Origin of the sequence: Pseudomonas sp. 7-41 (assembly GCF_021233075.1) — a bacterium.
GTDB lineage: Bacteria > Pseudomonadota > Gammaproteobacteria > Pseudomonadales > Pseudomonadaceae > Aquipseudomonas > Aquipseudomonas veronii.
The window spans coordinates 3,119,197-3,138,298 of sequence record NZ_CP089551.1 but is presented as its reverse complement, the minus strand read 5'-3'; the positions used below and the strand labels follow the sequence as shown (position 1 = coordinate 3,138,298).

The window sequence follows — 19,102 nt, the reverse complement described above, 5'->3', positions numbered from 1 at the left end:
TGGCACAGCACGGAGTTCGACGGAATGACCCAGCCAAAAATCTCATCCATCGCCTACCTGATCGCCGAACCCGTGCGCGCAGTGATCCTGATCACCCTGGCAGATGGCAGTTCGATGTCTGCCAGCGCCTTGGCCGATGCCGCTGGCGTGACGCCGCAGACGGCCAGTTCGCACCTGGCGAAGCTGCTCGACGGCGGCTTGCTCACCGTGGAGATCAAGGGCCGCAACCGCTTCTATCAATTGGCCGGCCCCGATGTGTCCCATGTGCTGGAAAGCCTGGCGGCGGTCGCACCGCAAACCAGTTCGTGGCGTAGCCTGCCCAACCGTTCGGCCCATGAATTGCGTTTTGCCCGTTGCTGCTACGACCACCTGGCCGGCCAGGTCGGCGTAGCGGTGACCCAAGGCATGCTGGAGCAGGGTTTTCTCCATGAAAGCGACGAGCGCGAATACGTGCTCACCCGGCGTGGTACCGAGTGGCTGCAGTCACTCAACCCGCAGGCCGGCGAGCCATGCTTGCACGACCACCTCCAGGCCCGCCGCTGCCTGGATTGGACCGAACGGCAACACCACATCGCCGGGCCGCTCGGCACCCACCTGCTGGAGACTTTTTGCCAGTTGGGTTGGCTGCGCCGAACCGCCGGCTCGCGCGCGGTACATGTGACCGGCTCGGGCTGGCGGGCATTCAAGCTGCATCTGGGGATTGAGCACCTGCGCCATCTCGAAGCACCGCTGCATGCCGTGACCCCGGCCAGGAAAACCCTTATGCCGGCACCTGTTGCGAGCTGAACAAGCGCTCGATTTCGGCGATGCGGCGCTCCTGGGCCACCCCGCTCTGCTGCCAGGCGAGCAGCGCATTGATCCGTGCGTACCAGGCCGCCACATGGGGATACTCCAGAAACGGCGCCTGGGTCCGCGGGATATGACTCAGCGGGGCCGCCAGGTCGATGTCCGCCAGGCTCAACGCGTCGCCCACCACAAAGCGCCGGGTGCGCAAGTGCCCGTCGAGCACCGCCGTGTAGCGGTGGATCGCCTGCAGCGCTTCGGCCACCAGGGTCGGGTTCTCGGCGCGGCCTTTGAGGCGGTCCATGAACCGCTGCTCGATCAGCACCGTGGGCCCGCGACGAAAATGCTCGGCGGCCCAGAACATCCATTTGAGCGTTTCGTACTTGGCATTGCCCGCGGGCAGCAATGACGAGCCGGCCCGTTCCGCCAGGTAAATCATGATCGCCGAGGCTTCGAACAGCACCACGTCGCCGTCGACCAAGGTCGGGATCGTGCCGTTGGGGTTGAGCGCCAGGTACTCCGGCGTGCGGTTCTCGCCACTGAACAGGTCGAGGAAGACGAATTCGACCTCAAGCCCCAGGTAAGCGGCGGTCGTCAGTACGCGCCGGGTATTGCTCGAACCTCTGTCGCCATACACTTTCATGCCACTGCCTCGGTTGCGTGTTTGTCCATGAATGAAGGGTGCTCGGCGAGCAGCATCACCACCTCGCGGGCCTGGCGCACCGATTGGTACACCGAATTGACCATCGGCGCCGCCAGGTACGAGGCCACGCCCAGCAGCCAGATGTCTTCCGGCGCTTCGGCGCCGGGCAGGCTGACCTGCAACTGCGCTGACACATAAGGCGGCGTACACGGCGTTGCCGGCGGCACCTGCAGCTCAAGGCCGTTGCGCGAGGCATGGAAAAACTGTTTATGAAAACCGCTGGCGCACACCACCGCATCCACCGCCTCGATGCGCCCCTGGGCATCGTGGACCCGCCATTGGCCTTGCCACTCAAGCTGTGTCGGCAAGTGCGCGGCCAGTTGCAGGCGCCCTTCGTCGATCAGGCGCAGCAGCGTGGTTGCGGTCTGCAAAGGCACCGCGAACAGGTAACGCCCGACCGCTTCCCAGCAGTTTTGCAGCGCCGCCACGCGCACCGAGGGCGGCGCCGCGCGCAACTTCCCGTCGGCCAGGTCCATGCACTGCACCAACAGGTTCTGCCAGTCCGTCGCGCCCCGTCGGGCCAAGGCGACCTCGCCGCGCAGGCGCTGGGTGGGCTCCGCGCTGCGATCGACTTGTTCGCGCAGCGAGCGGCCATTGATCGCCTTGGTCGCCCGCGCAACGATGCGCAGCAAGTGCCAGTACAGCTTGGGGTTTTCCAGGTCCAGCCGGGCGAATCGCGCTTCATCCAGGGCCACCGCGCCACGCCGGGGGGTGGCGGTACGCACGCCCGGCAAACGCCCGGAAGGCGACGCCATCAGCACCTGGTGCCCCGCGCCGCAGAGCAGCAACACACTGTCGACCGCCGACAGGCGACTGCCCAGCACCAAGACCCGTGACGGTTTATCCAGGCTGTCCAGCCAGGCCTTGGCCGGGTATGGCGTGGAGAAAATGCCCGGCGCACCGGCATGCGGGCTGACCAGCGGCGGCACGAACGGCGCGGCACTGCCGGTGCAGACCAGCACGGCACAGGCGCGCAGGTCGCCGCCGTCATCCAGCACCAGGCGATAGTCGCCGCGAGCGACCGGCTGGATATGCCGCACCGTCGCCCGCACGATCCGATGCGCAATGCCCCGGGCCTCGGCCACATCGCGGTACTCGGCATAGCGTTGCTTGAGATAGCCCGCCACCCAGGTCCGTGGCACAAACGCGTCTTCGCCGACGTCGATGCCCTGCGCCTGGAGGTAACGCTGAAAGTCGTGCGGTTCATCGTCCAATATCGACAGGGTCTGCACCGAGGTATTGCATAACAGCACGTCCTCGCAGACGCCGAAGGCAATCGAGTCCGCCAGCCCCTCGGGATCGATGATGTCGATACGCTTGGCGTTGCCGGCGCGCACCAGTTGGATAAACGCCGCGACGCCGGTCACCGACCCACCAATGATCGCAACCGCCGCACGCGGGTTCACAGCGCTTGCGCCTTCGCCAGCACTGGCGCCAGCAAGCGCACGCCATACCAGCCCCAATACACGCGGTGGCAGGTGATCAAGCCGTTTTCTATCTCCATCATTTCCATCAGGTCGACCTGCTCCCCCTTCGGCGTCTTGCGCGGGTATTCCCACGTCAGGTTGCGGCCGTTGATGAAGGCTTTATCGCTGCGATACCACTCAGCCAGGTCATTGGGAAAGCGGCGCTTGCTGTCCTCCATGAACCGCTGGATCGTCCCCCGGCCGACCAGCACGCCGCTGCCGTGGTCGGGGTAGATCGCCAGCACCAGCGGCGTTTCGAACACCGCCTGCTCGGCATACAACGCCGCCGTCGCGGCCAGGTCGCCGGCACAGACGCTGGCGTGCCAGGCTTCATAAATAGCCAGCAGGCCGGGATCGATGGACGCAGTCATGAGGTTTCCTCGCGTGGCAGCACCGCTGCTAATAGAAGCCGCAATTGTAAAAAATTGCCACCCCAGCATGCTTCGACCTGGCCCGAAGTGTCAGGCACGCGATGCCTCTCAAGGATTACAGGGCGCCCAACTGTTTCATCAAGGTGAGGTTGTCTTCGATGTGCCAGTTGGCGGCGATCTTGCCGTTGTCGATCTGATAGATATCGGTGGCGATAAAGTCCACGGGCTGCCCACCGCCCTTGATCTGGCCGAAGGTGCCGGTGAAGTGCCCGCGAAAATGCAGGTGAACCACCACGCGGTCGCCGGCGATGAGCATGTGTTCGACCTCGCAACGCAGGTCCGGCACCGCTTCACGAAACGCCCGGGAGGCGAGCAACGGGCCTTCGGGGCCTTGTTTACGTCCGGCCGGTGGGGTTTTGTCGATGAAATCTGCGGCCAGCGCCTCACGGGCCAGGCTTTCGTCGCCGGTATCCCAGAAGGTGTCATAACGGCGGGCGGCGGTTTCCATGAGCGCCAGTTGCGCAGGCGGGAGGCTCTTGTCCACCACCAGCACACCCGGCTTGACCAGTTCAGTGCTGGCCGCGAGGACTGCGCCGGAAAAGGTCGAGGTCAAGAGTGTGGCGATGAGGCAAACGCGCGCTATAGGTGAGGGTTTCATTGAAGAATCTCCTTGGGTGATGGGCTCAGAGGGTCTCGTGTTCGCGCAGGCTAAGCGGGCTTTTAAGGGTGTACTGCGCGATAGCGTCCTTGCGCATGAAGGCCACGCCGGGGTGGCGGTTGGCATAGCGCAAAAACTCATCCCAGACCCGGACCATTTGCGGCGTACCGCTGATGCGGTCGTGGGCGCTGATCGACATCATGCGGCGCCGGCTGCCGGCCTCTTCGTACAGCTGGTCGAAGTCCAGCTTCACCTGTTCCAGGAACTGCGACGGTGAGTAGTTGCGGCCTTCGATCAAGACGATGTCGTTGTTGCGCAAGGTGTACGGAACCACCACGAAATCCTGGCCGTTGACCTGCTCGATAAACGGCTCGTCGCGACTCACATCGTCGATGTGATAGACGTAGCCAAGCTCTTGCAGCAGCGCCAGGGTGTTGGGGCCACGGCGCAGCCAATTGCAGTTGTAGCCGCTGACCGGCTGGCCGGTGACGTCCTGCACCATGCTCGCGGCCTGGCGCAGGAACGTGCGTTCTTCATCGCGGCTCATGGCAAATTGCGAACTCCAGCGCGGGCCATGGCCCGCCGCCTCGTGTCCGCGCGCGACGATTTCCCGGGCCAACTGCGGATGCCGCTTCACCGCATCGCCGATCATGTGGCTGGTGACCTTCACCCCATGCCGGTCCCAGAGGTCGAGCAGCCTGGGAATGCCTTCGCGGTAGCCATAGGCGAACCAGGTATTGGTGGCCGGGTCAGCGGGCACGCTGTCGGGGAAGTCCACTTTGGGAAACGGGCTGTCGGTGCCCTTCAGCGGTTGCCCACCGGCCTCGAACTGCATCGAGATCGAGACCACAAGCCGTGTGTCGCCGGGCCAGAAACCACCCTTGGCCTGGCGCGCAGCCGGTGCCGCCCCACTCTGCCCGGCCTGCGCCGCGCTCGCGTTGGCGCTGCCGAGCAGCGATCCGGCGGTCAACACCGCGGCGCCCGCGCCCGCCTGGGCCAGGAAGGTACGCCGTTGCAGGTTCACAGATGACATGACGGTAACTCCGTTGAATAAACACGGATGCAACGTTAGTCCTTTAGGTTTATTTTGATAATTGAGCTGAAATCAAAAATCACTTTCGGAAAAACCGAATAATGCTACTGAAGAACCTTGAGCTGTTTTTGCTGATCGTCGAGAAAGGCGGGCTGTCTGCCGCCGGCAGGGAACTGGGCTTATCGCCGGCCTCGGTGTCGGAACGGCTGGCGCAGTTGGAGAGTTTCTACGGCGCCAGCCTGCTCAAGCGCACCACCCGCGCGATCAACCTCACGGATGAAGGCCGCCTGCTGGTCGATGGCGCGCATCGCCTGTTGGCAGACGCCGACGAGTTGCACACCAGCATTCGCCTGGGCGCCGACACCCTTTGCGGGCCGATCCGCCTCAGCGCCCCGCAAGACCTCGGTCGCCAATACATCGAGCCGATCCTTGCGCAGTTCATGCAGGAGCACCCGCAGGTCAGCATCGACCTGAACCTCAGCGATGGCTATGTCGACCCCGTCGGCCAGGGGATCGACTTCGCCGTGCGCTTCGGCGCGCTGGCCGACAGCACCCTGCATGCCCGTCTGATTGGCGAAAACCGCCGAGTGGTGTGTGCATCACCGCTGTACCTGGCGCGCCACGGCACCCCGCAACACCCCGAGGACCTCGCCGCGCACGAGTGCCTGGTGATGCGCTTCGGCGTCAATATTTCGCGGGAGTGGGCGTTCACGCAGCACGGGCAGACCCACCGGATCATGGTGCGTGGCCGCCGCGTGGCGAACGACGGCGCGCTGGTCCGCCAATGGTGCCTGGCCGGCCACGGGATTTGCTTGAAATCGGTGTGGGACGTGCGTGCCGATCTCGACGCCGGCCGCTTGGTCGAGGTGCTCGAGGATTACGACCTGGGCCGCACAGCGCTGAACATCGTCTACCCGCCCGCGCGCATTCAGCCCAGACGGGTGAGAATGTTGATAGAACGCATCGTTGCGCAGCTGGCGAGCGACAGTGCCAGGTAGGCATTGCGGCGTTCCTTGCAGCGCGCGCAACATGCCTTTGTCATCAAGCATATTGATAGCTGCCTAATGAAACCCGCAGACTAGAGGGCTCACTCCGCGCTTATATCATTCCGAATGATAGTTATCTTTGCTTCATTCGATTCGTGACCTAGCAGCTCCCCGCGCATGATCCGCCCATCTCAAATACATTGGCGGATACACCTCATGGAACAGACACTCAAACACTTACGCTTGCCCCTGGCGATTCTGGCCGTGGCGGTGATGAGCGCGTGCGGCAAAACCCCGGAACAAGCGGCCGCCATGCCTCCTGCAAAAATCAGCGTGGCCAAGGTGCTTGAGCAACCGGTCAACGAGTGGGACGAATTCACCGGACGCCTGGAAGCACCGGAAACCGTGCAGATCCGTCCACGGGTGTCCGGCCAGATCGATCAGGTGGCCTTCACCGAAGGCGCCCTCGTGAAGAAAGGCGACCTGCTGTTCCAGATCGACCCACGCCCGTTCCAGGCCGAGGTGCGCCGCCTCGAAGCCCAACTGCAACAGACCAAAGCCGCCGCCACCCGCAGCGATAACGAAGCGCAACGGGGCGAACGCCTGCGTCAGAGCAACGCGATCTCCGCCGAACTGGCCGACTCGCGCACCACCGCCGCCCAGGAAGCCCGCGCCGCTGTCGCCGGCATCCAGGCGCAGTTGGACCTGGCCAAGCTGAACCTGAGCTTCACCCGCGTCATCGCGCCGATCAGCGGCCGTGTCAGCCGTGCCGAGATCACCGCTGGCAACCTGGTCACCGCCGACGTCACCGCGCTGACCAGCGTGGTCTCCACCGACAAGGTCTACGCCTACTTCGACGCCGATGAGCGCGTGTACCTCAAGTACACCGAACTCGCCCGCCAGGGTCGCCGTGGCGCGACCACCCCGGTGTACCTGGGCCTGTCGAATGAAACCGGAAACCCGCACCTGGGCCAGATGAACTTCGTCGACAACCAGGTCAACCCGGCCACCGGCACCATCCGTGGCCGCGCGGTATTCGACAACAGCAAAGGCGAATACACCCCTGGCTTGTACGCCCGCCTGAAACTGGTCGGCAGCGGCACTTACTCCGCCGTGCTGATCAACGATGAAGCGGTCGGCACCGACCTGGGCAAGAAGTTCGTGCTGGTGATGGAAGGCGACAAGCCGGCCTACCGCTCGGTGGAACTGGGGCCAAAGATCGAAGGTTTGCGCATCGTGCGCAGCGGCCTGAACAAGGACGACACCATTATCGTCAAGGGCCTGCAGCGTGTGCGCCCGGGTGCGCCGGTCGCCCCGGAAACCATCCCGATGGCCAGCAAGGAAACCCTCGCCGCCTTGGCCCAACAACGACAAGCGCTTGAAGCCAGCAACCTGGAGCAAGTGGCGCCGGAAAAAACCGCGCCCAAGCTCGCAGCCGTCGCGACTCCACGCGGTTAAGGGATACGACTCAAGATGAATTTTTCCAAGTTCTTCATTTCGCGGCCGATCTTCGCAGCGGTGCTCTCGCTGTTGATCCTGATCGCTGGCGCGATCTCGCTGTTCCAACTGCCGATCAGCGAATACCCGGAAGTGGTGCCGCCGACCGTGGTGGTGCGTGCCAACTTCCCTGGCGCCAACCCCAAAGTCATCGGCGAAACCGTCGCCGCGCCGCTGGAACAGGCGATCACCGGCGTCGAGAACATGCTGTACATGTCCTCGCAGTCGACCGCCGACGGCAAACTGACCCTGACCATCACCTTCGCCCTGGGCACCGACCTGGACAACGCGCAGGTGCAGGTGCAAAACCGTGTGACGCGCACGCAACCCAAGCTGCCCGAGGAAGTGACGCGCATCGGTATCACCGTGGACAAGGCCTCCCCCGACCTGACCATGGTGGTGCATTTGACCTCCCCGGATCAGCGTTACGACATGCTTTACCTGTCCAACTACGCCTTGCTCAACATCAAGGACGAGTTGGCGCGCCTGGGCGGCGTGGGTGATGTGCAGCTGTTCGGCATGGGCGACTACTCCCTGCGCGTCTGGCTGGACCCGAACAAGACCGCTTCGCGCAACCTGACCGCCACCGATGTGGTGACCGCGATTCGCGAGCAGAACCGTCAAGTGGCCGCCGGTGCGCTGGGTGCGCCGCCTGCACCGAATGCCACCAGCTTCCAGTTGTCGGTGAACACCCAGGGCCGCCTGGTCACGGAAGAAGAGTTCGAGAACATCATCATTCGCGCCGGCGATAACGGTGAAATCACGCGCCTCAAAGACATCGCGCGGGTCGAGCTGGGTTCGAGCCAATACGCCCTGCGTTCGTTGCTCAACAACCAGCCGGCCGTGGCGATCCCGATCTTCCAGCGCCCAGGCTCGAACGCGATCCAGATCTCCAACGAAGTGCGCGACAAGATGGCGGAGCTGAAGAAGAGCTTCCCCGAAGGCATGGACTTCAGCATCGTCTACGACCCGACCATCTTCGTGCGCGGCTCCATCGAGGCGGTGGTGCATACCCTGTTCGAAGCGCTGATCCTCGTAGTGCTGGTGGTGATCCTGTTCCTGCAGACCTGGCGCGCCTCGATCATTCCGTTGGTGGCGGTGCCGGTCTCGCTGATCGGTACGTTTGCGGTGATGCACCTGTTCGGCTTCTCGCTCAACGCACTGTCCTTGTTCGGCCTGGTACTCGCCATCGGCATCGTGGTGGATGACGCCATCGTGGTGGTGGAGAACGTCGAGCGCAACATCGAGCTGGGCCTGGAACCGTTCCAGGCGACTGAAAAGGCCATGAGCGAAGTGACCGGGCCGATCATCGCCACGGCACTGGTGCTGTGCGCCGTGTTCATTCCCGCGGCCTTCATCAGCGGCTTGACCGGGCAGTTCTACAAGCAGTTCGCCTTGACCATTGCGATTTCGACGGTGATCTCGGCCTTCAACTCGCTGACCTTGTCCCCCGCCCTGGCTGCCGTGTTGCTGCGCAGCCATGACGCGCCGAAGGATCGCTTCTCCAAGGTGCTCGACAAGCTGTTGGGGGGCTGGTTGTTCCGGCCGTTCAACCGCTTCTTCGAAAAAGCCAGCCATGGTTACGTCGGCACCGTGCGCCGGGTGATCCGCGGCAGCGGCATCGCGCTGTTCCTGTACGCCGGCCTGATGGTGCTGACGTGGTTCGGGTTTGCCCACACCCCGACCGGTTTCGTACCGGCCCAGGACAAGCAATACCTGGTGGCTTTCGCCCAATTGCCGGACGCCGCGAGCCTGGATCGCACCGAAGACGTGATCAAGCGCATGTCCGACATCGCCCTGAAACAGCCGGGCGTGGAAAGCGCCGTGGCCTTCCCGGGCCTGTCGATCAACGGGTTCACCAACAGCCCGAACAGCGGCATCGTGTTCGTGACCCTCAAACCGTTCGACGAGCGTAAAGACCCGAGCATGTCCGCCGGTGCGATTGCCGGTGCGCTGAACGGCAAGTACAGCGACATCCAGGAAGCCTACATGGCGATCTTCCCACCGCCGCCGGTACAGGGCCTGGGCACCATCGGCGGGTTCCGCCTGCAGATCGAAGACCGTGGCAACCTGGGTTACGAAGAGCTGTACAAAGAAGTGCAGAACGTCATCACCAAGAGCCGCAGCACGCCGGAGCTGTTCGGCCTGTTCACCAGCTACACGGTCAACGTGCCCCAGGTCGATGCCGCCATCGACCGCGAAAAGGCCAAGACCCACGGCGTGGCGATCAGCGACATCTTCGACACCCTGCAGATCTACCTGGGTTCGTTGTATGCCAACGACTTCAACCGCTTCGGCCGCACCTACCAGGTCAACGTGCAGGCTGAACAGCAGTTCCGCCTGGATGAAGACCAGATCGGCCAGTTGAAAGTGCGCAACAACAAAGGCGAGATGATCCCGCTGGCGACCTTCATCAAGGTCAGCGACACCTCCGGCCCGGACCGCGTAATGCACTACAACGGCTTCATCACCGCGGAAATCAACGGCAACGCTGCACCGGGCTACAGCTCCGGCCAGGCCCAGACCGCGATTGAAAAACTGCTGAAGGATGAACTGCCCAACGGCATGACCTACGAGTGGACCGACCTGACGTATCAGCAAATCCTCTCGGGCAACACCGCGCTGTTCGTGTTCCCGCTCTGTGTGCTGCTGGCGTTCCTGGTACTGGCCGCCCAATACGAAAGCTGGAGCCTGCCGCTGGCGGTGATCCTGATCGTACCGATGACGCTGCTGTCGGCCATCACCGGGGTGATCATCTCGGGCGGCGACAACAACATCTTCACCCAGATCGGCCTGATCGTGCTGGTGGGCCTGGCCTGTAAGAACGCGATTCTGATCGTCGAGTTCGCCAAGGATAAACAGCAGGAAGGCCTCGACCCGCTCGCCGCGGTGCTGGAAGCGTGCCGCCTGCGGCTGCGGCCGATCCTGATGACCTCGTTCGCCTTCATCATGGGTGTGGTGCCCCTGGTGCTGTCCAGCGGTGCCGGTGCCGAGATGCGGCATGCCATGGGCGTGGCGGTGTTCTCCGGGATGATCGGCGTGACCTTCTTCGGGCTGTTGCTGACACCAGTGTTCTACGTACTGATCCGTCGCTATGTGGAGCGCCAGGACGCGCGCAAAGCGGCCAAGGCCTTGAAGCTGGAGACACAGCAATGAGTGTGAAAGTCTTTCTGCCGAGCTTGCTGGTCCTGGCGCTGAGCGCCTGTGCCGTGGGCCCGGACTACACAACCCAGACCCCGGAGGCGGCCAATATCACTGCTGCCGCCGATGCCAAAAAATACGACCACGGGAAATTCGAAGGCATCTGGTGGCAGCAGTTCGACGACCCGACTCTGAACCAGTTGGTGACCCAGTCGCTGAGCGGTAACCGCGACCTGCGTGTGGCGTTTGCCCGCCTGCGGGCCGCACGGGCGATCCGCGATGACGCCAGCAACGACGCGATGCCGACCATCACCAGCCGCGCCAGCAGTGACCTGGCCAAGGGGCAAATCCCTGGTCAGACCACCAAGCGCGTCAACAGCGAGCGTTATGACCTGGGCCTGGACATGGCCTGGGAGCTGGACCTGTTCGGCCGCATCCAGCGCAACCTGGAAGCCACCGACGCCGACCAGCAAGCGGCCGAAGCCGACCTGTACCAGCTGCAAGTCACGCTGATTGCCGAACTGGTGGACGCCTACGGTCAACTGCGCGGCGCGCAACTGCGTGAACGCATCGCCCTGGACAACCTGAAGAACCAGCAGGAGTCGCGCACCATCACCGTCAGCCTGCGCGATGCCGGCGTGGGCGACCAACTCGACGTGGAGCGTGCCGACGCGCGCCTCGCAGCGGTGGAAGCCAGCGTGCCGCAACTGCAGGCCGAACAAGTGCGCGAGCGCAACCGCATCGCCACCCTCCTCGGCCAGCGCCCCGACAAGCTGAGCGTGGACCTGAGCCCGAAAGACTTGCCGGCGATTGCCAAGGCGCTGCCGATCGGCGATCCAGGGCAACTGCTGCAACGGCGCCCGGACATTCTGAGTGCCGAACGCAAACTGGCATCCGCCACCGCGCGCATCGGCGTGGCCAAGGCCGACCTGTTCCCACGGGTCAGCCTCAGCGGCTTCCTCGGCTTCACCGCCGGGCGCGGTTCGCAGATCGGTTCATCCGCGGCGAATGCCTGGGCCCTTGGCCCGAGCATCACCTGGGCCGCGTTTGACCTGGGCAGCGTGCGTGCACGCTTGCGCGGCGCCGATGCCGAGGCCGATGGCGCCCTGGCCAACTACGAGCAGCAAGTGTTGCTGGCGTTGGAAGAATCCGAGAACGCCTTCAGCGACTACGGCAAGCGTCAGCAACGCCTGGTCTCGCTGATCCGCCAAAGCGAATCCAGCCGCGCCGCCGCCGACCTCGCGGCGATCCGCTACCGCGAAGGCACCGTGGACTTCCTCGTGCTGCTCGACGCACAACGCGAACGCCTGGCCGCCGAAGACTCTCAGGCCCAGGCCGAGGTTGATCTGTATCGCGGGATTGTTGCGATCTACAAGGCGCTGGGTGGCGGTTGGCAGCCGGATACGGTGGTCGCTACGGCCAAGTGATGTAAAGAGCTCCTTTGGTTGGTCGCATCCAGCCAATTTTTAGCCCCGTGGTCCGTTTGGTCATGGGGCTTTTTTTTGTGTCGCTGATCAGCGTGTTAGCCATTTATAAAATATGTTGGATATGGCAGACGTCATAAAAAGTACTTCCCCAAGGATCTTTCCCTGAAGCAAGCGCTTGAGACCGCGAGGAAAATCCTGAACTTGCTGCCGATCCACAGTACCGCGCTTTATGTTCCACCACGGCATAACAACCGCTGAGGTGACGGCACACAGCCGAATCATTCTTCCTCGTATCGAATCGCCCCAGAACTGTTTGTTAGAAGTGACAAGGCTGCATTTATTTAAACGATCCTCCATTTCATCCAATCGTCGATACATCAGGAAAATGCCGACTACATTGATGCTAAGGACTACAAACAGAACGCTCACACTAAACCAGAACTTAAGAGGAAGATTGAGCCAGTAGTCAATATTCATAAATTTTCTCCCCTGCGTACTCACCCAACTCGCTTCCAAGACTGCCCCCAACCGCGCCCAAGGTCCCACCTGCGATTAACAGGCAACTCAATGATCCCGGCCCAGTTGTAGGGAGTAGTACGGTGAAACATAAAGCTGCCGCCATAGACCCACCTGCCATCCCCCCCAGACCCCCTCCTCCTAGCTTGCTCACTTCCACATATTTCGCCTGCCTGCACTGCTCCTCCCTCCCCGTGGAACAGGCTTCCTTGATCTCCAGCCCAGTGGACGCAGCGCTCAAAGCAATCCCCAACGGCGTCCCTGCCTTGAGCACTTTCGCCACCCTGGAAATCCGCGCAATCCTCTCGGCATACCGGCTGATCTCTCCAGTATGCAAATAACTCTTGGTGGAAATACCGAGCATTTTCTTGATCGAGCCTTCATTACGCAAACCCGTGCCGTAACGGGCGAACCCGCGCAGTTGTGCCTCCAGTTTGGCGAACAGCGTTTGGCGACGCGCCAAAAACTCATCCCGCGCTGCGCCACCGCCTCGGCGCAATGCCTGTTTATGCAGGGCATCGATTTCTTCCAGGGTTTTGACGATCGCCTTCAAGTGGTGATTCCACGCATCTCCCGCCGTGCCGATACCGAGCGACGTGTAGCCGAGCAGTTTCTGCAACAAATCGTAGTTTTGCAGGGCAAAGGCGTCGCCCCCTTCGGCCATCACGCTATGGCGGATACGCCAGGCGGATTGCATCAGCAGATGCTCTTCCGGCTTGCACAACGCCGTGGAGTCATCACCGATGATGACCAACTGCCCCGGCAGCACCACAACGTTCCGGATATGGGTATTGAGCCTGTCGAACTTGGCTTCGGCGTGCTGGCTCAAGCGCAATCTTGCCTTGAGTTCAACTGAGGTTTGTTGCCAATCATTGATAAACGCGTAGGGCTGAGACATTAAAAACCTCTCAGCAGCAGTGGGCGAAGGGAACCGGTTGATGTGAGCCTGTTGCTTGCCATGCATGCATTCCTGATTGAATGAAGATGGCGTCGTAATCTAATTAACGGCTCAAGCGCTGTCGCGGATTTACCAGATAAATTCGCGCATCGTCGATCAACTTGGGAAATGGACTTCCCCTCGCCTACCAATAGCTGTCAGACACTTCCTAATAGCTATTCCAATGGAATATTTTCGTTAACCAATATGACTGCGGCAACGCAAATGACGCGAAACGTTACTAGTACCAGACAATGTAAAGAGTCTCTTTGGTTGGTCGCATCCAGCCAGTTTTTTACCCCGTACTCCATTCGATCACGGGGCTTTTTTTGGCTCAACAACTTAAGAAAAAACATTCCTACTGAATACTATTTCATTTACGCAGCCAAAAAAACGACGCCGCACATAAAGACAACGACGATGACGAAATAGATACCACGAAACAAGTTTTTCAGGCTGCGAGGAAACTCCTGGACTTGCTGCCAGTCAATGACACCGCGCTTCAGATTCCATGTTGGCAGTAATACGGCTACTGCAACCGCAGATAACCGCATCATTCTTCCTCGCGGCGAGTTGCCCCAAAACTGAGAGTGGAAGGTAACGAGACTGCATTTGTTCAAAAGGCGCTCCATGTAGTCGAGACGTCGGTAGGCCAGAAAAACGCCTATTAGTACAACGATATTGATAGAGAGTATTAACGCCACCAGAAACCAAAACATAACGCGAGAATTTAAGAAATAGTCAATACCTAACACTATTTGCAAAGCCAAAAATAGGTACCAAAGGCAAAGAAAACCACACCAACGAAGAGCATTCCCCTGAACAGGTTTTTAAGGCCACGAGGAAATTCCTGAACTTGCTGCCAGTCAATAACGCCGCGCTTCAAATTCCTCTTTGGCTGTAGTACTGCCACTGTAATTGCAGACAACCGCATCATTCTTCCTCGCGCGGAGTTTCCCCAAAACCGGGAGTGAAATACGACGAGACTGCATTTATTCAAAAGCCGCTCCATGTATTCCAGCCGTCGATAGGCCAGGAAAACACCTATTAGTACGACAACGACGACCGAAACACACAAGGCTAATTCAATCCAAAAAAAGATGAGAGGATTTAGAAAGTTGTCAATACTCATAGAGTTTTTCACCCACCATTTCCCCACCTCTGCTGCCAATCCCCGCCGCCCATTCGATCACGGGGCTTTTTGGCTCGGCAACTTAAGAAAAATATTCCTACTAAACACTATTTCATTTAGGCAGCCAAAAAACGATGCCGTACATAAAGACAACGACGATGACGAAATAGATACCACGGAACAAGTTTTTCAGGCAGCGAGGAAATTCCTGGACTTGCTGCCAGTCAATGACACCACGTTTTAAGTTCCGCTTTGGCAGCAATACTGCTACTGCGACCGCGCCGAATCGCATCATTCTCCCTCGCGGTGAGTTGCCCCAAAACTGGGCGTGAAACACAACGAAACTGCATTTATTCAGAAGGCGCTCCATGTATTCCAAACGCCGATAGGCCAGAAAAACATAGATCAGCAAGGCAACGCCGAGTGAAATACACAACGCTATTTCAAACCAGAAAATGATATGAGAACTTAGGAAATCGTTAATATTCATAGATCTTTTCACCCACTAATTCCCCACCCCTACTGCCAAGCGCGCCTCCTGCGACGCCGCCCACCGCGCCACCGATTAATAGACAAGCCAGCGAACCTGGACCAGTTGTTGGTACCAGTACGGCAAGACACAAACTCGATCCAATCAACCCTCCGGCAGCGCCTAATGAAACGCCTCCTGCCAGCTTCCCCACCTCCACATACTTAGCCTTCGTACACTGCTCTTCCCTCCCCGTGGAACAGGCTTCCTTGATCTCCAGCCCAGTGGACGCAGCGCTCAAAGCAATCCCCAACGGCGTCCCTGCCTTGAGCACTTTCGCCACCCTGGAAATCCGCGCAATCCTCTCGGCATATCGACTGATCTCCCCGGTATGCAAATAACTCTTGGTGGAAATACCGAGCATTTTCTTGATCGAGCCTTCATTACGCAAACCCGTGCCGTAACGGGCGAACCCGCGCAGTTGTGCCTCCAGTTTGGCGAACAGCGTTTGGCGACGCGCCAAAAACTCCTCCCGCGCTGCGCCACCGCCTCGGCGCAACGCCTGTTTATGCAGGGCATCGATTTCTTCCAGGGTTTTGACGATCGCCTTCAAGTGGCGATTCCACGCATCCCCCGCCGTGCCGATACCGAGCGACGTGTAGCCGAGCAGTTTCTGCAACAAATCGTAGTTTTGCAGGGCAAAGGCGTCGCCCCCTTCGGCCATCACGCTATGGCGGATACGCCAGGCGGATTGCATCAGCAGATGCTCTTCCGGCTTGCACAACGCCGTGGAGTCATCACCGATGATGACCAACTGCCCCGGCAGCACCACAACGTTTCGAATATGGGTATTGAGCCTGTCGAACTTGGCTTCGGCGTGCTGGCTCAAGCGCAATCTTGCCTTGAGTTCAACTGAGGTTTGTTGCCAATCATTGATAAACGCGTAGGGCTGAGACATTAAAAAACTCTCAGCCGCAGTGGGCGAAGGGAACCGGTTGATGTGAGCCTGTTGCTTGCCATGCATGCATTCCTGATTGAATGAAGATGGCGTCGTAATCTAATTAACGGCTCAAGCGCTGTCGCGGATTTAGCCGGTGGATTTGCACGCGGTAGATCAATTTGGGAAATAGACTACCCCTCGCAAGCTAATCGCTGTCAGACACTTCCTCGCATCTATTCCAACAGACTGTTTTCGTTAAATAACATGACCACAGTAATGCAACGGGCACGAAGGCCATCAGCGCCTTCTGATGTAAAAATCTCCTTGGATTGGTCGCATCCAGCCAATTCTTTGCCCCACGGCCCATTCGGTCACGGCACTTTTTTAAAGTAGGTACAAGAGTGGCCCGATATAAAAGTGTACGTTTCGACTAATGAAGGATTTCACTATGGCCGTTTTATTGACCGCGGAACAAATGAGGTACACCAAAGCGTCTAACCCGTTCCAGATAAAGAACCCGAAACAGGTTATCAATACATTCACGATAACGGAAGAATCAAAAGCTTCGGACACGTTGAAGCTTCGAAAACAAGAGTTGATTGATGATCTGAAAGCATTTTTGAAAGACTACGACATGACATCGATCACCACCAACGAACTAAAAAAGTCGGCAGACGGTTTTATGAAAACGACGTAATTGATGGCGAGGCGTTTCATATGTTCATATCTGGTCTGGGTGCTTTTGATGCCAACGGCCAGCAAGCTGAAACAGACGTAAAATACAAGGCAATCGCCTTATTTAACGAAAGCTGGACGATTGCCTTTCGTTTCTTGAAAGCCATCCCAACGTGAAGCGGTCACAAGGCATCCCCGAATATGTTCAAGGCATGTTCGCTGCCAATCATGCAATCAATGCACGGGCATTTTTTGTTAATTCTTCCCGCAGTGATCTCTCGATAGAGGAGCGTGCCTGAGTTTGGCTCTTTATCCCGTACACCCATTCCATCACAGGCGATTTGTCTCGTTCAAAATCAAACTACGATAATGCCCCGGATTCGACCCGACCCATTTACGAAACGCCTTGTAGAACGAACTGGCATCGGCAAATCCCAATCGCGTGGCAATTTCGGCAAAGCTGATCTGCGGTTCGGCCAGCCAGACAATCGCCAACTCTTTGCGCACGCTGTCCTTGAGCCCCTGATACGTTTGCCCCTCTTCCGCCAAGCGGCGGCGCAGGGTCGAGGCGGAGATGCACAGGTTGGCGGCCAGGCCGTCGGTTTCCGGCCAGATGTCGGGCGGCATCTGGCGCAGGTCGTGCTTGATGCGCGTGGCCAGGCTGTCGGGGTCGCGGTATTTGACCAGGATATTGGCCGGTGCGTGGCCAAGGAAACGCTTGAGTTCTTCGGCGCTGCGCTTGATCGGTAGGTCGAGGCAATCGGCGGAGAAGATCATGCGCGTGCGCGGTCGGTCGAAACGCAGGTTGTCGGAGAACATCACCCGGTAATCGTCACAAAAATCCGGTTGTGGGCAGCGCAGTTCGATGGCCAGGATCGGTATACGCCGCCCCGCGAGCCAACAGGCGACGCCGTGGACGATCATCCAATAAGTGAAATAGCTGAACGCCCGGCGCGGCTCGGGCTCGGTTTCGAGCAGCACGATTTCCGCCAGGCTTTGCTGGCGCACCAATTGGGCAGGCAGATGCTCGAGCATCAATGACAGGAACGCCAAGCCGGTTTCCAGCCCGGCCGCCACCGTCGGTTGAGCCATGGCCACGCGGCACAGAAACGCCAGGCTGCCGGACTTGAGCGGGCGCGGGTCCATGCCAAAAAACTCATCGTCCAGGCGCCGCGCCAGCAGGCGCCACAACCGAGCGTAGGTCGTGGCCGAGACACGTGCACCAGGCTGCAACAGCAGCTCGGGAGCAATGCCCGCCTTGCTCAAGGCCTCAACGCTCGCTGCCCCCGACGCGCAGCTCTGCAACAGGGCTTCGCGCACAAGATGGATGGAGATGGTGTCTTTTTCCGACATGGGTGTGGGGCAATCCAACGGCACAAAAGGTGGGGTGCATCATAAGGGCGCTTGAGCTTTGCCACCACCGTTCAGCCGCCGTTCAGTAAAGGTCAATGTTTCTTGTTTGGCAATGAGTATCATTATGTTACAACTTAGCTTCCTATCCAGTTTCCCTGCGGTGTCGAATGCTTGTTCCCTTTCTCATCATGTTGCGCGAAGGCATTGAAGCCGCATTGATCGTTGGCATCATCGCCAGTTACTTGCAACAGACCGGCCGTGGCCAGTGGATGCCCGCCGTGTGGGTCGGTGTCTTCCTCGCCGCGGCCCTGGCCTTGCTGGTCGGTGGCGGCCTGGAACTGATGAGTGCCGAATTTCCGCAAAAGCAGCAGGAATTGTTCGAAGGCGTGGTCGGCCTGGTCGCCGTGGGCATACTCAGTTCCATGGTGTTCTGGATGCGCAAGGTCGCACGCTCGATCAAACATTCGCTGCACCAATCCCTCGACCATGCCCTGGCCGGCTCGCGCCACCAAGTCACCGCGCTGATCCTGATGGTGTTTTTCGCCGTGGCCCGTGAAGGCCTGGAAACCGTGTTCTTCCTGTTGGCGGTGTTCCAGCAGAGTGAAGGCCCCGGCGCACCGCTGGGTGCCCTGCTCGGCCTGGTGCTGGCGATCATCGTCGGGTTCCTGATTTACAGCGGCAGCATGCGCCTGAACCTCGGCGCGTTTTTCCGCTGGACCGGCCTGTTCATCCTGGTGGTGGCCGCCGGCATCCTCGCCAACTCCGTGCAGGCCCTGCATGAAGCCGGCGTGTGGAACCACCTGCAAAGCGTGCTGTTCGATGTCAGCGCGACGTTGCCGATGGATGGCCCGGTGGGCTCGGTACTCGCCGGGATGTTCGGCTATCAGGATGCGCCGACCGTCAGCACGCTGGGGGCCTACCTGATCTACCTGGTGGTGGCCCTGGCGATGTTCTTCCTGCCCGCGGCACCCGCCAAGCCGGTCGCCGCGCCCTCTTCCGTTTCTCACCCGTAAGG

The 19,102-nt window shown here is 60.0% G+C and carries 20 protein-coding genes; 8 read left to right on the top strand and 12 right to left on the bottom strand.

The window, feature by feature from the left end; translation table 11 throughout:
• Positions 1 to 24 precede the first annotated feature (24 nt).
• Positions 25 to 786 (top strand): ArsR/SmtB family transcription factor, encoded by a 762-nt coding sequence (locus LQ249_RS14100; RefSeq protein WP_126589499.1) that lies wholly within the window; start codon positions 25 to 27, stop codon positions 784 to 786.
• Here LQ249_RS14100 and LQ249_RS14095 read toward each other — a convergent pair.
• The 5 genes from LQ249_RS14095 to LQ249_RS14075 all read right to left on the bottom strand — a co-directional run bounded on the left by LQ249_RS14095 (position 761) and on the right by LQ249_RS14075 (position 5,014).
• Complete coding sequence (locus tag LQ249_RS14095) at positions 761 to 1,426, bottom strand: glutathione S-transferase family protein (RefSeq protein WP_017847290.1); 666 nt, start codon at positions 1,424 to 1,426, stop codon at positions 761 to 763. The genes LQ249_RS14100 and LQ249_RS14095 overlap by 26 nt on opposite strands.
• Entirely contained in the window at positions 1,423 to 2,892 is a 1,470-nt protein-coding gene (locus LQ249_RS14090) for an FAD/NAD(P)-binding protein (protein ID WP_232566558.1), read from the bottom strand. The genes LQ249_RS14095 and LQ249_RS14090 overlap by 4 nt, the downstream gene beginning before the upstream one ends.
• The gene (locus LQ249_RS14085; RefSeq protein WP_128191500.1) at positions 2,889 to 3,323 is read right to left on the bottom strand and encodes a nuclear transport factor 2 family protein; all 435 of its coding nucleotides are present in this window, start codon (positions 3,321 to 3,323) and stop codon (positions 2,889 to 2,891) included. Before LQ249_RS14085 ends, LQ249_RS14090 begins: the two co-directional genes overlap by 4 nt.
• 115 nt (positions 3,324 to 3,438) lie before the next feature.
• Positions 3,439 to 3,981 carry an ester cyclase gene (locus tag LQ249_RS14080; protein WP_046383241.1) on the bottom strand — a complete coding sequence of 181 codons (543 nt, stop codon included), beginning with the start codon at positions 3,979 to 3,981 and terminating at the stop codon, positions 3,439 to 3,441.
• A gap of 25 nt (positions 3,982 to 4,006) precedes the next feature.
• Complete coding sequence (locus LQ249_RS14075; protein WP_046383240.1) at positions 4,007 to 5,014, bottom strand: polysaccharide deacetylase family protein; 1,008 nt, start codon at positions 5,012 to 5,014, stop codon at positions 4,007 to 4,009.
• Between the two features lie 101 nt (positions 5,015 to 5,115).
• On the opposite strand from LQ249_RS14075, the gene LQ249_RS14070 reads away from it, so the two are divergent.
• The 4 genes from LQ249_RS14070 (at position 5,116) to LQ249_RS14055 (ending at position 12,065) form a co-directional block, all read left to right on the top strand.
• On the top strand, positions 5,116 to 6,012 hold the full coding sequence (locus tag LQ249_RS14070) for a LysR family transcriptional regulator (protein WP_232566557.1): 897 nt from the start codon (positions 5,116 to 5,118) through the stop codon (positions 6,010 to 6,012).
• A gap of 204 nt (positions 6,013 to 6,216) precedes the next feature.
• Positions 6,217 to 7,458 carry a multidrug efflux RND transporter periplasmic adaptor subunit MexE gene (gene mexE / locus LQ249_RS14065; protein WP_046383238.1) on the top strand — a complete coding sequence of 414 codons (1,242 nt, stop codon included), beginning with the start codon at positions 6,217 to 6,219 and terminating at the stop codon, positions 7,456 to 7,458.
• Between the two features lie 15 nt (positions 7,459 to 7,473).
• Positions 7,474 to 10,653 (top strand): efflux RND transporter permease subunit, encoded by a 3,180-nt coding sequence (locus LQ249_RS14060; protein ID WP_057005531.1) that lies wholly within the window; start codon positions 7,474 to 7,476, stop codon positions 10,651 to 10,653.
• Positions 10,650 to 12,065: an efflux transporter outer membrane subunit gene (locus LQ249_RS14055; protein WP_017847282.1), complete on the top strand. Its 1,416-nt coding sequence runs from the start codon at positions 10,650 to 10,652 to the stop codon at positions 12,063 to 12,065. Before LQ249_RS14060 ends, LQ249_RS14055 begins: the two co-directional genes overlap by 4 nt.
• An 87-nt stretch (positions 12,066 to 12,152) precedes the next feature.
• Here the strand turns inward: LQ249_RS14055 and LQ249_RS14050 are convergent, their stop codons facing one another.
• The 6 genes from LQ249_RS14050 to LQ249_RS14025 form a co-directional block, all read right to left on the bottom strand.
• Complete coding sequence (locus LQ249_RS14050; protein ID WP_017847280.1) at positions 12,153 to 12,542, bottom strand: hypothetical protein; 390 nt, start codon at positions 12,540 to 12,542, stop codon at positions 12,153 to 12,155.
• A complete protein-coding gene (locus tag LQ249_RS14045; protein ID WP_232566608.1) occupies positions 12,532 to 13,479 on the bottom strand; it encodes a hypothetical protein in 948 nt (315 codons plus the stop codon). The genes LQ249_RS14050 and LQ249_RS14045 overlap by 11 nt, the downstream gene beginning before the upstream one ends.
• A 416-nt stretch (positions 13,480 to 13,895) precedes the next feature.
• Positions 13,896 to 14,288, bottom strand: coding sequence for a hypothetical protein (locus LQ249_RS14040; protein WP_232566556.1), 393 nt, complete (start codon positions 14,286 to 14,288; stop codon positions 13,896 to 13,898).
• Positions 14,273 to 14,650 carry a hypothetical protein gene (locus LQ249_RS14035; RefSeq protein WP_057005533.1) on the bottom strand — a complete coding sequence of 126 codons (378 nt, stop codon included), beginning with the start codon at positions 14,648 to 14,650 and terminating at the stop codon, positions 14,273 to 14,275. The genes LQ249_RS14040 and LQ249_RS14035 overlap by 16 nt, the downstream gene beginning before the upstream one ends.
• 112 nt (positions 14,651 to 14,762) lie before the next feature.
• The gene (locus tag LQ249_RS14030; RefSeq protein WP_017849623.1) at positions 14,763 to 15,140 is read right to left on the bottom strand and encodes a hypothetical protein; all 378 of its coding nucleotides are present in this window, start codon (positions 15,138 to 15,140) and stop codon (positions 14,763 to 14,765) included.
• The gene (locus tag LQ249_RS14025; protein WP_057005550.1) at positions 15,130 to 16,077 is read right to left on the bottom strand and encodes a hypothetical protein; all 948 of its coding nucleotides are present in this window, start codon (positions 16,075 to 16,077) and stop codon (positions 15,130 to 15,132) included. Before LQ249_RS14025 ends, LQ249_RS14030 begins: the two co-directional genes overlap by 11 nt.
• 430 nt (positions 16,078 to 16,507) lie before the next feature.
• On the opposite strand from LQ249_RS14025, the gene LQ249_RS14020 reads away from it, so the two are divergent.
• Positions 16,508 to 16,756, top strand: a complete 249-nt coding sequence (locus LQ249_RS14020) for a hypothetical protein (protein ID WP_231589909.1) — start codon at positions 16,508 to 16,510, stop codon at positions 16,754 to 16,756.
• Between the two features lie 20 nt (positions 16,757 to 16,776).
• Positions 16,777 to 16,911: a hypothetical protein gene (locus LQ249_RS31520; RefSeq protein WP_256381499.1), complete on the top strand. Its 135-nt coding sequence runs from the start codon at positions 16,777 to 16,779 to the stop codon at positions 16,909 to 16,911.
• Between the two features lie 153 nt (positions 16,912 to 17,064).
• Here the strand turns inward: LQ249_RS31520 and LQ249_RS14015 are convergent, their stop codons facing one another.
• Positions 17,065 to 18,087, bottom strand: a complete 1,023-nt coding sequence (locus tag LQ249_RS14015; protein ID WP_232566555.1) for an AraC family transcriptional regulator — start codon at positions 18,085 to 18,087, stop codon at positions 17,065 to 17,067.
• A 167-nt stretch (positions 18,088 to 18,254) separates the two neighbouring features.
• Between LQ249_RS14015 and efeU the strand changes: the two genes are divergently transcribed.
• Complete coding sequence (efeU, locus tag LQ249_RS14010) at positions 18,255 to 19,100, top strand: iron uptake transporter permease EfeU (RefSeq protein ID WP_017847276.1); 846 nt, start codon at positions 18,255 to 18,257, stop codon at positions 19,098 to 19,100.
• The last annotated feature ends 2 nt before the right edge of the window (positions 19,101 to 19,102 follow it).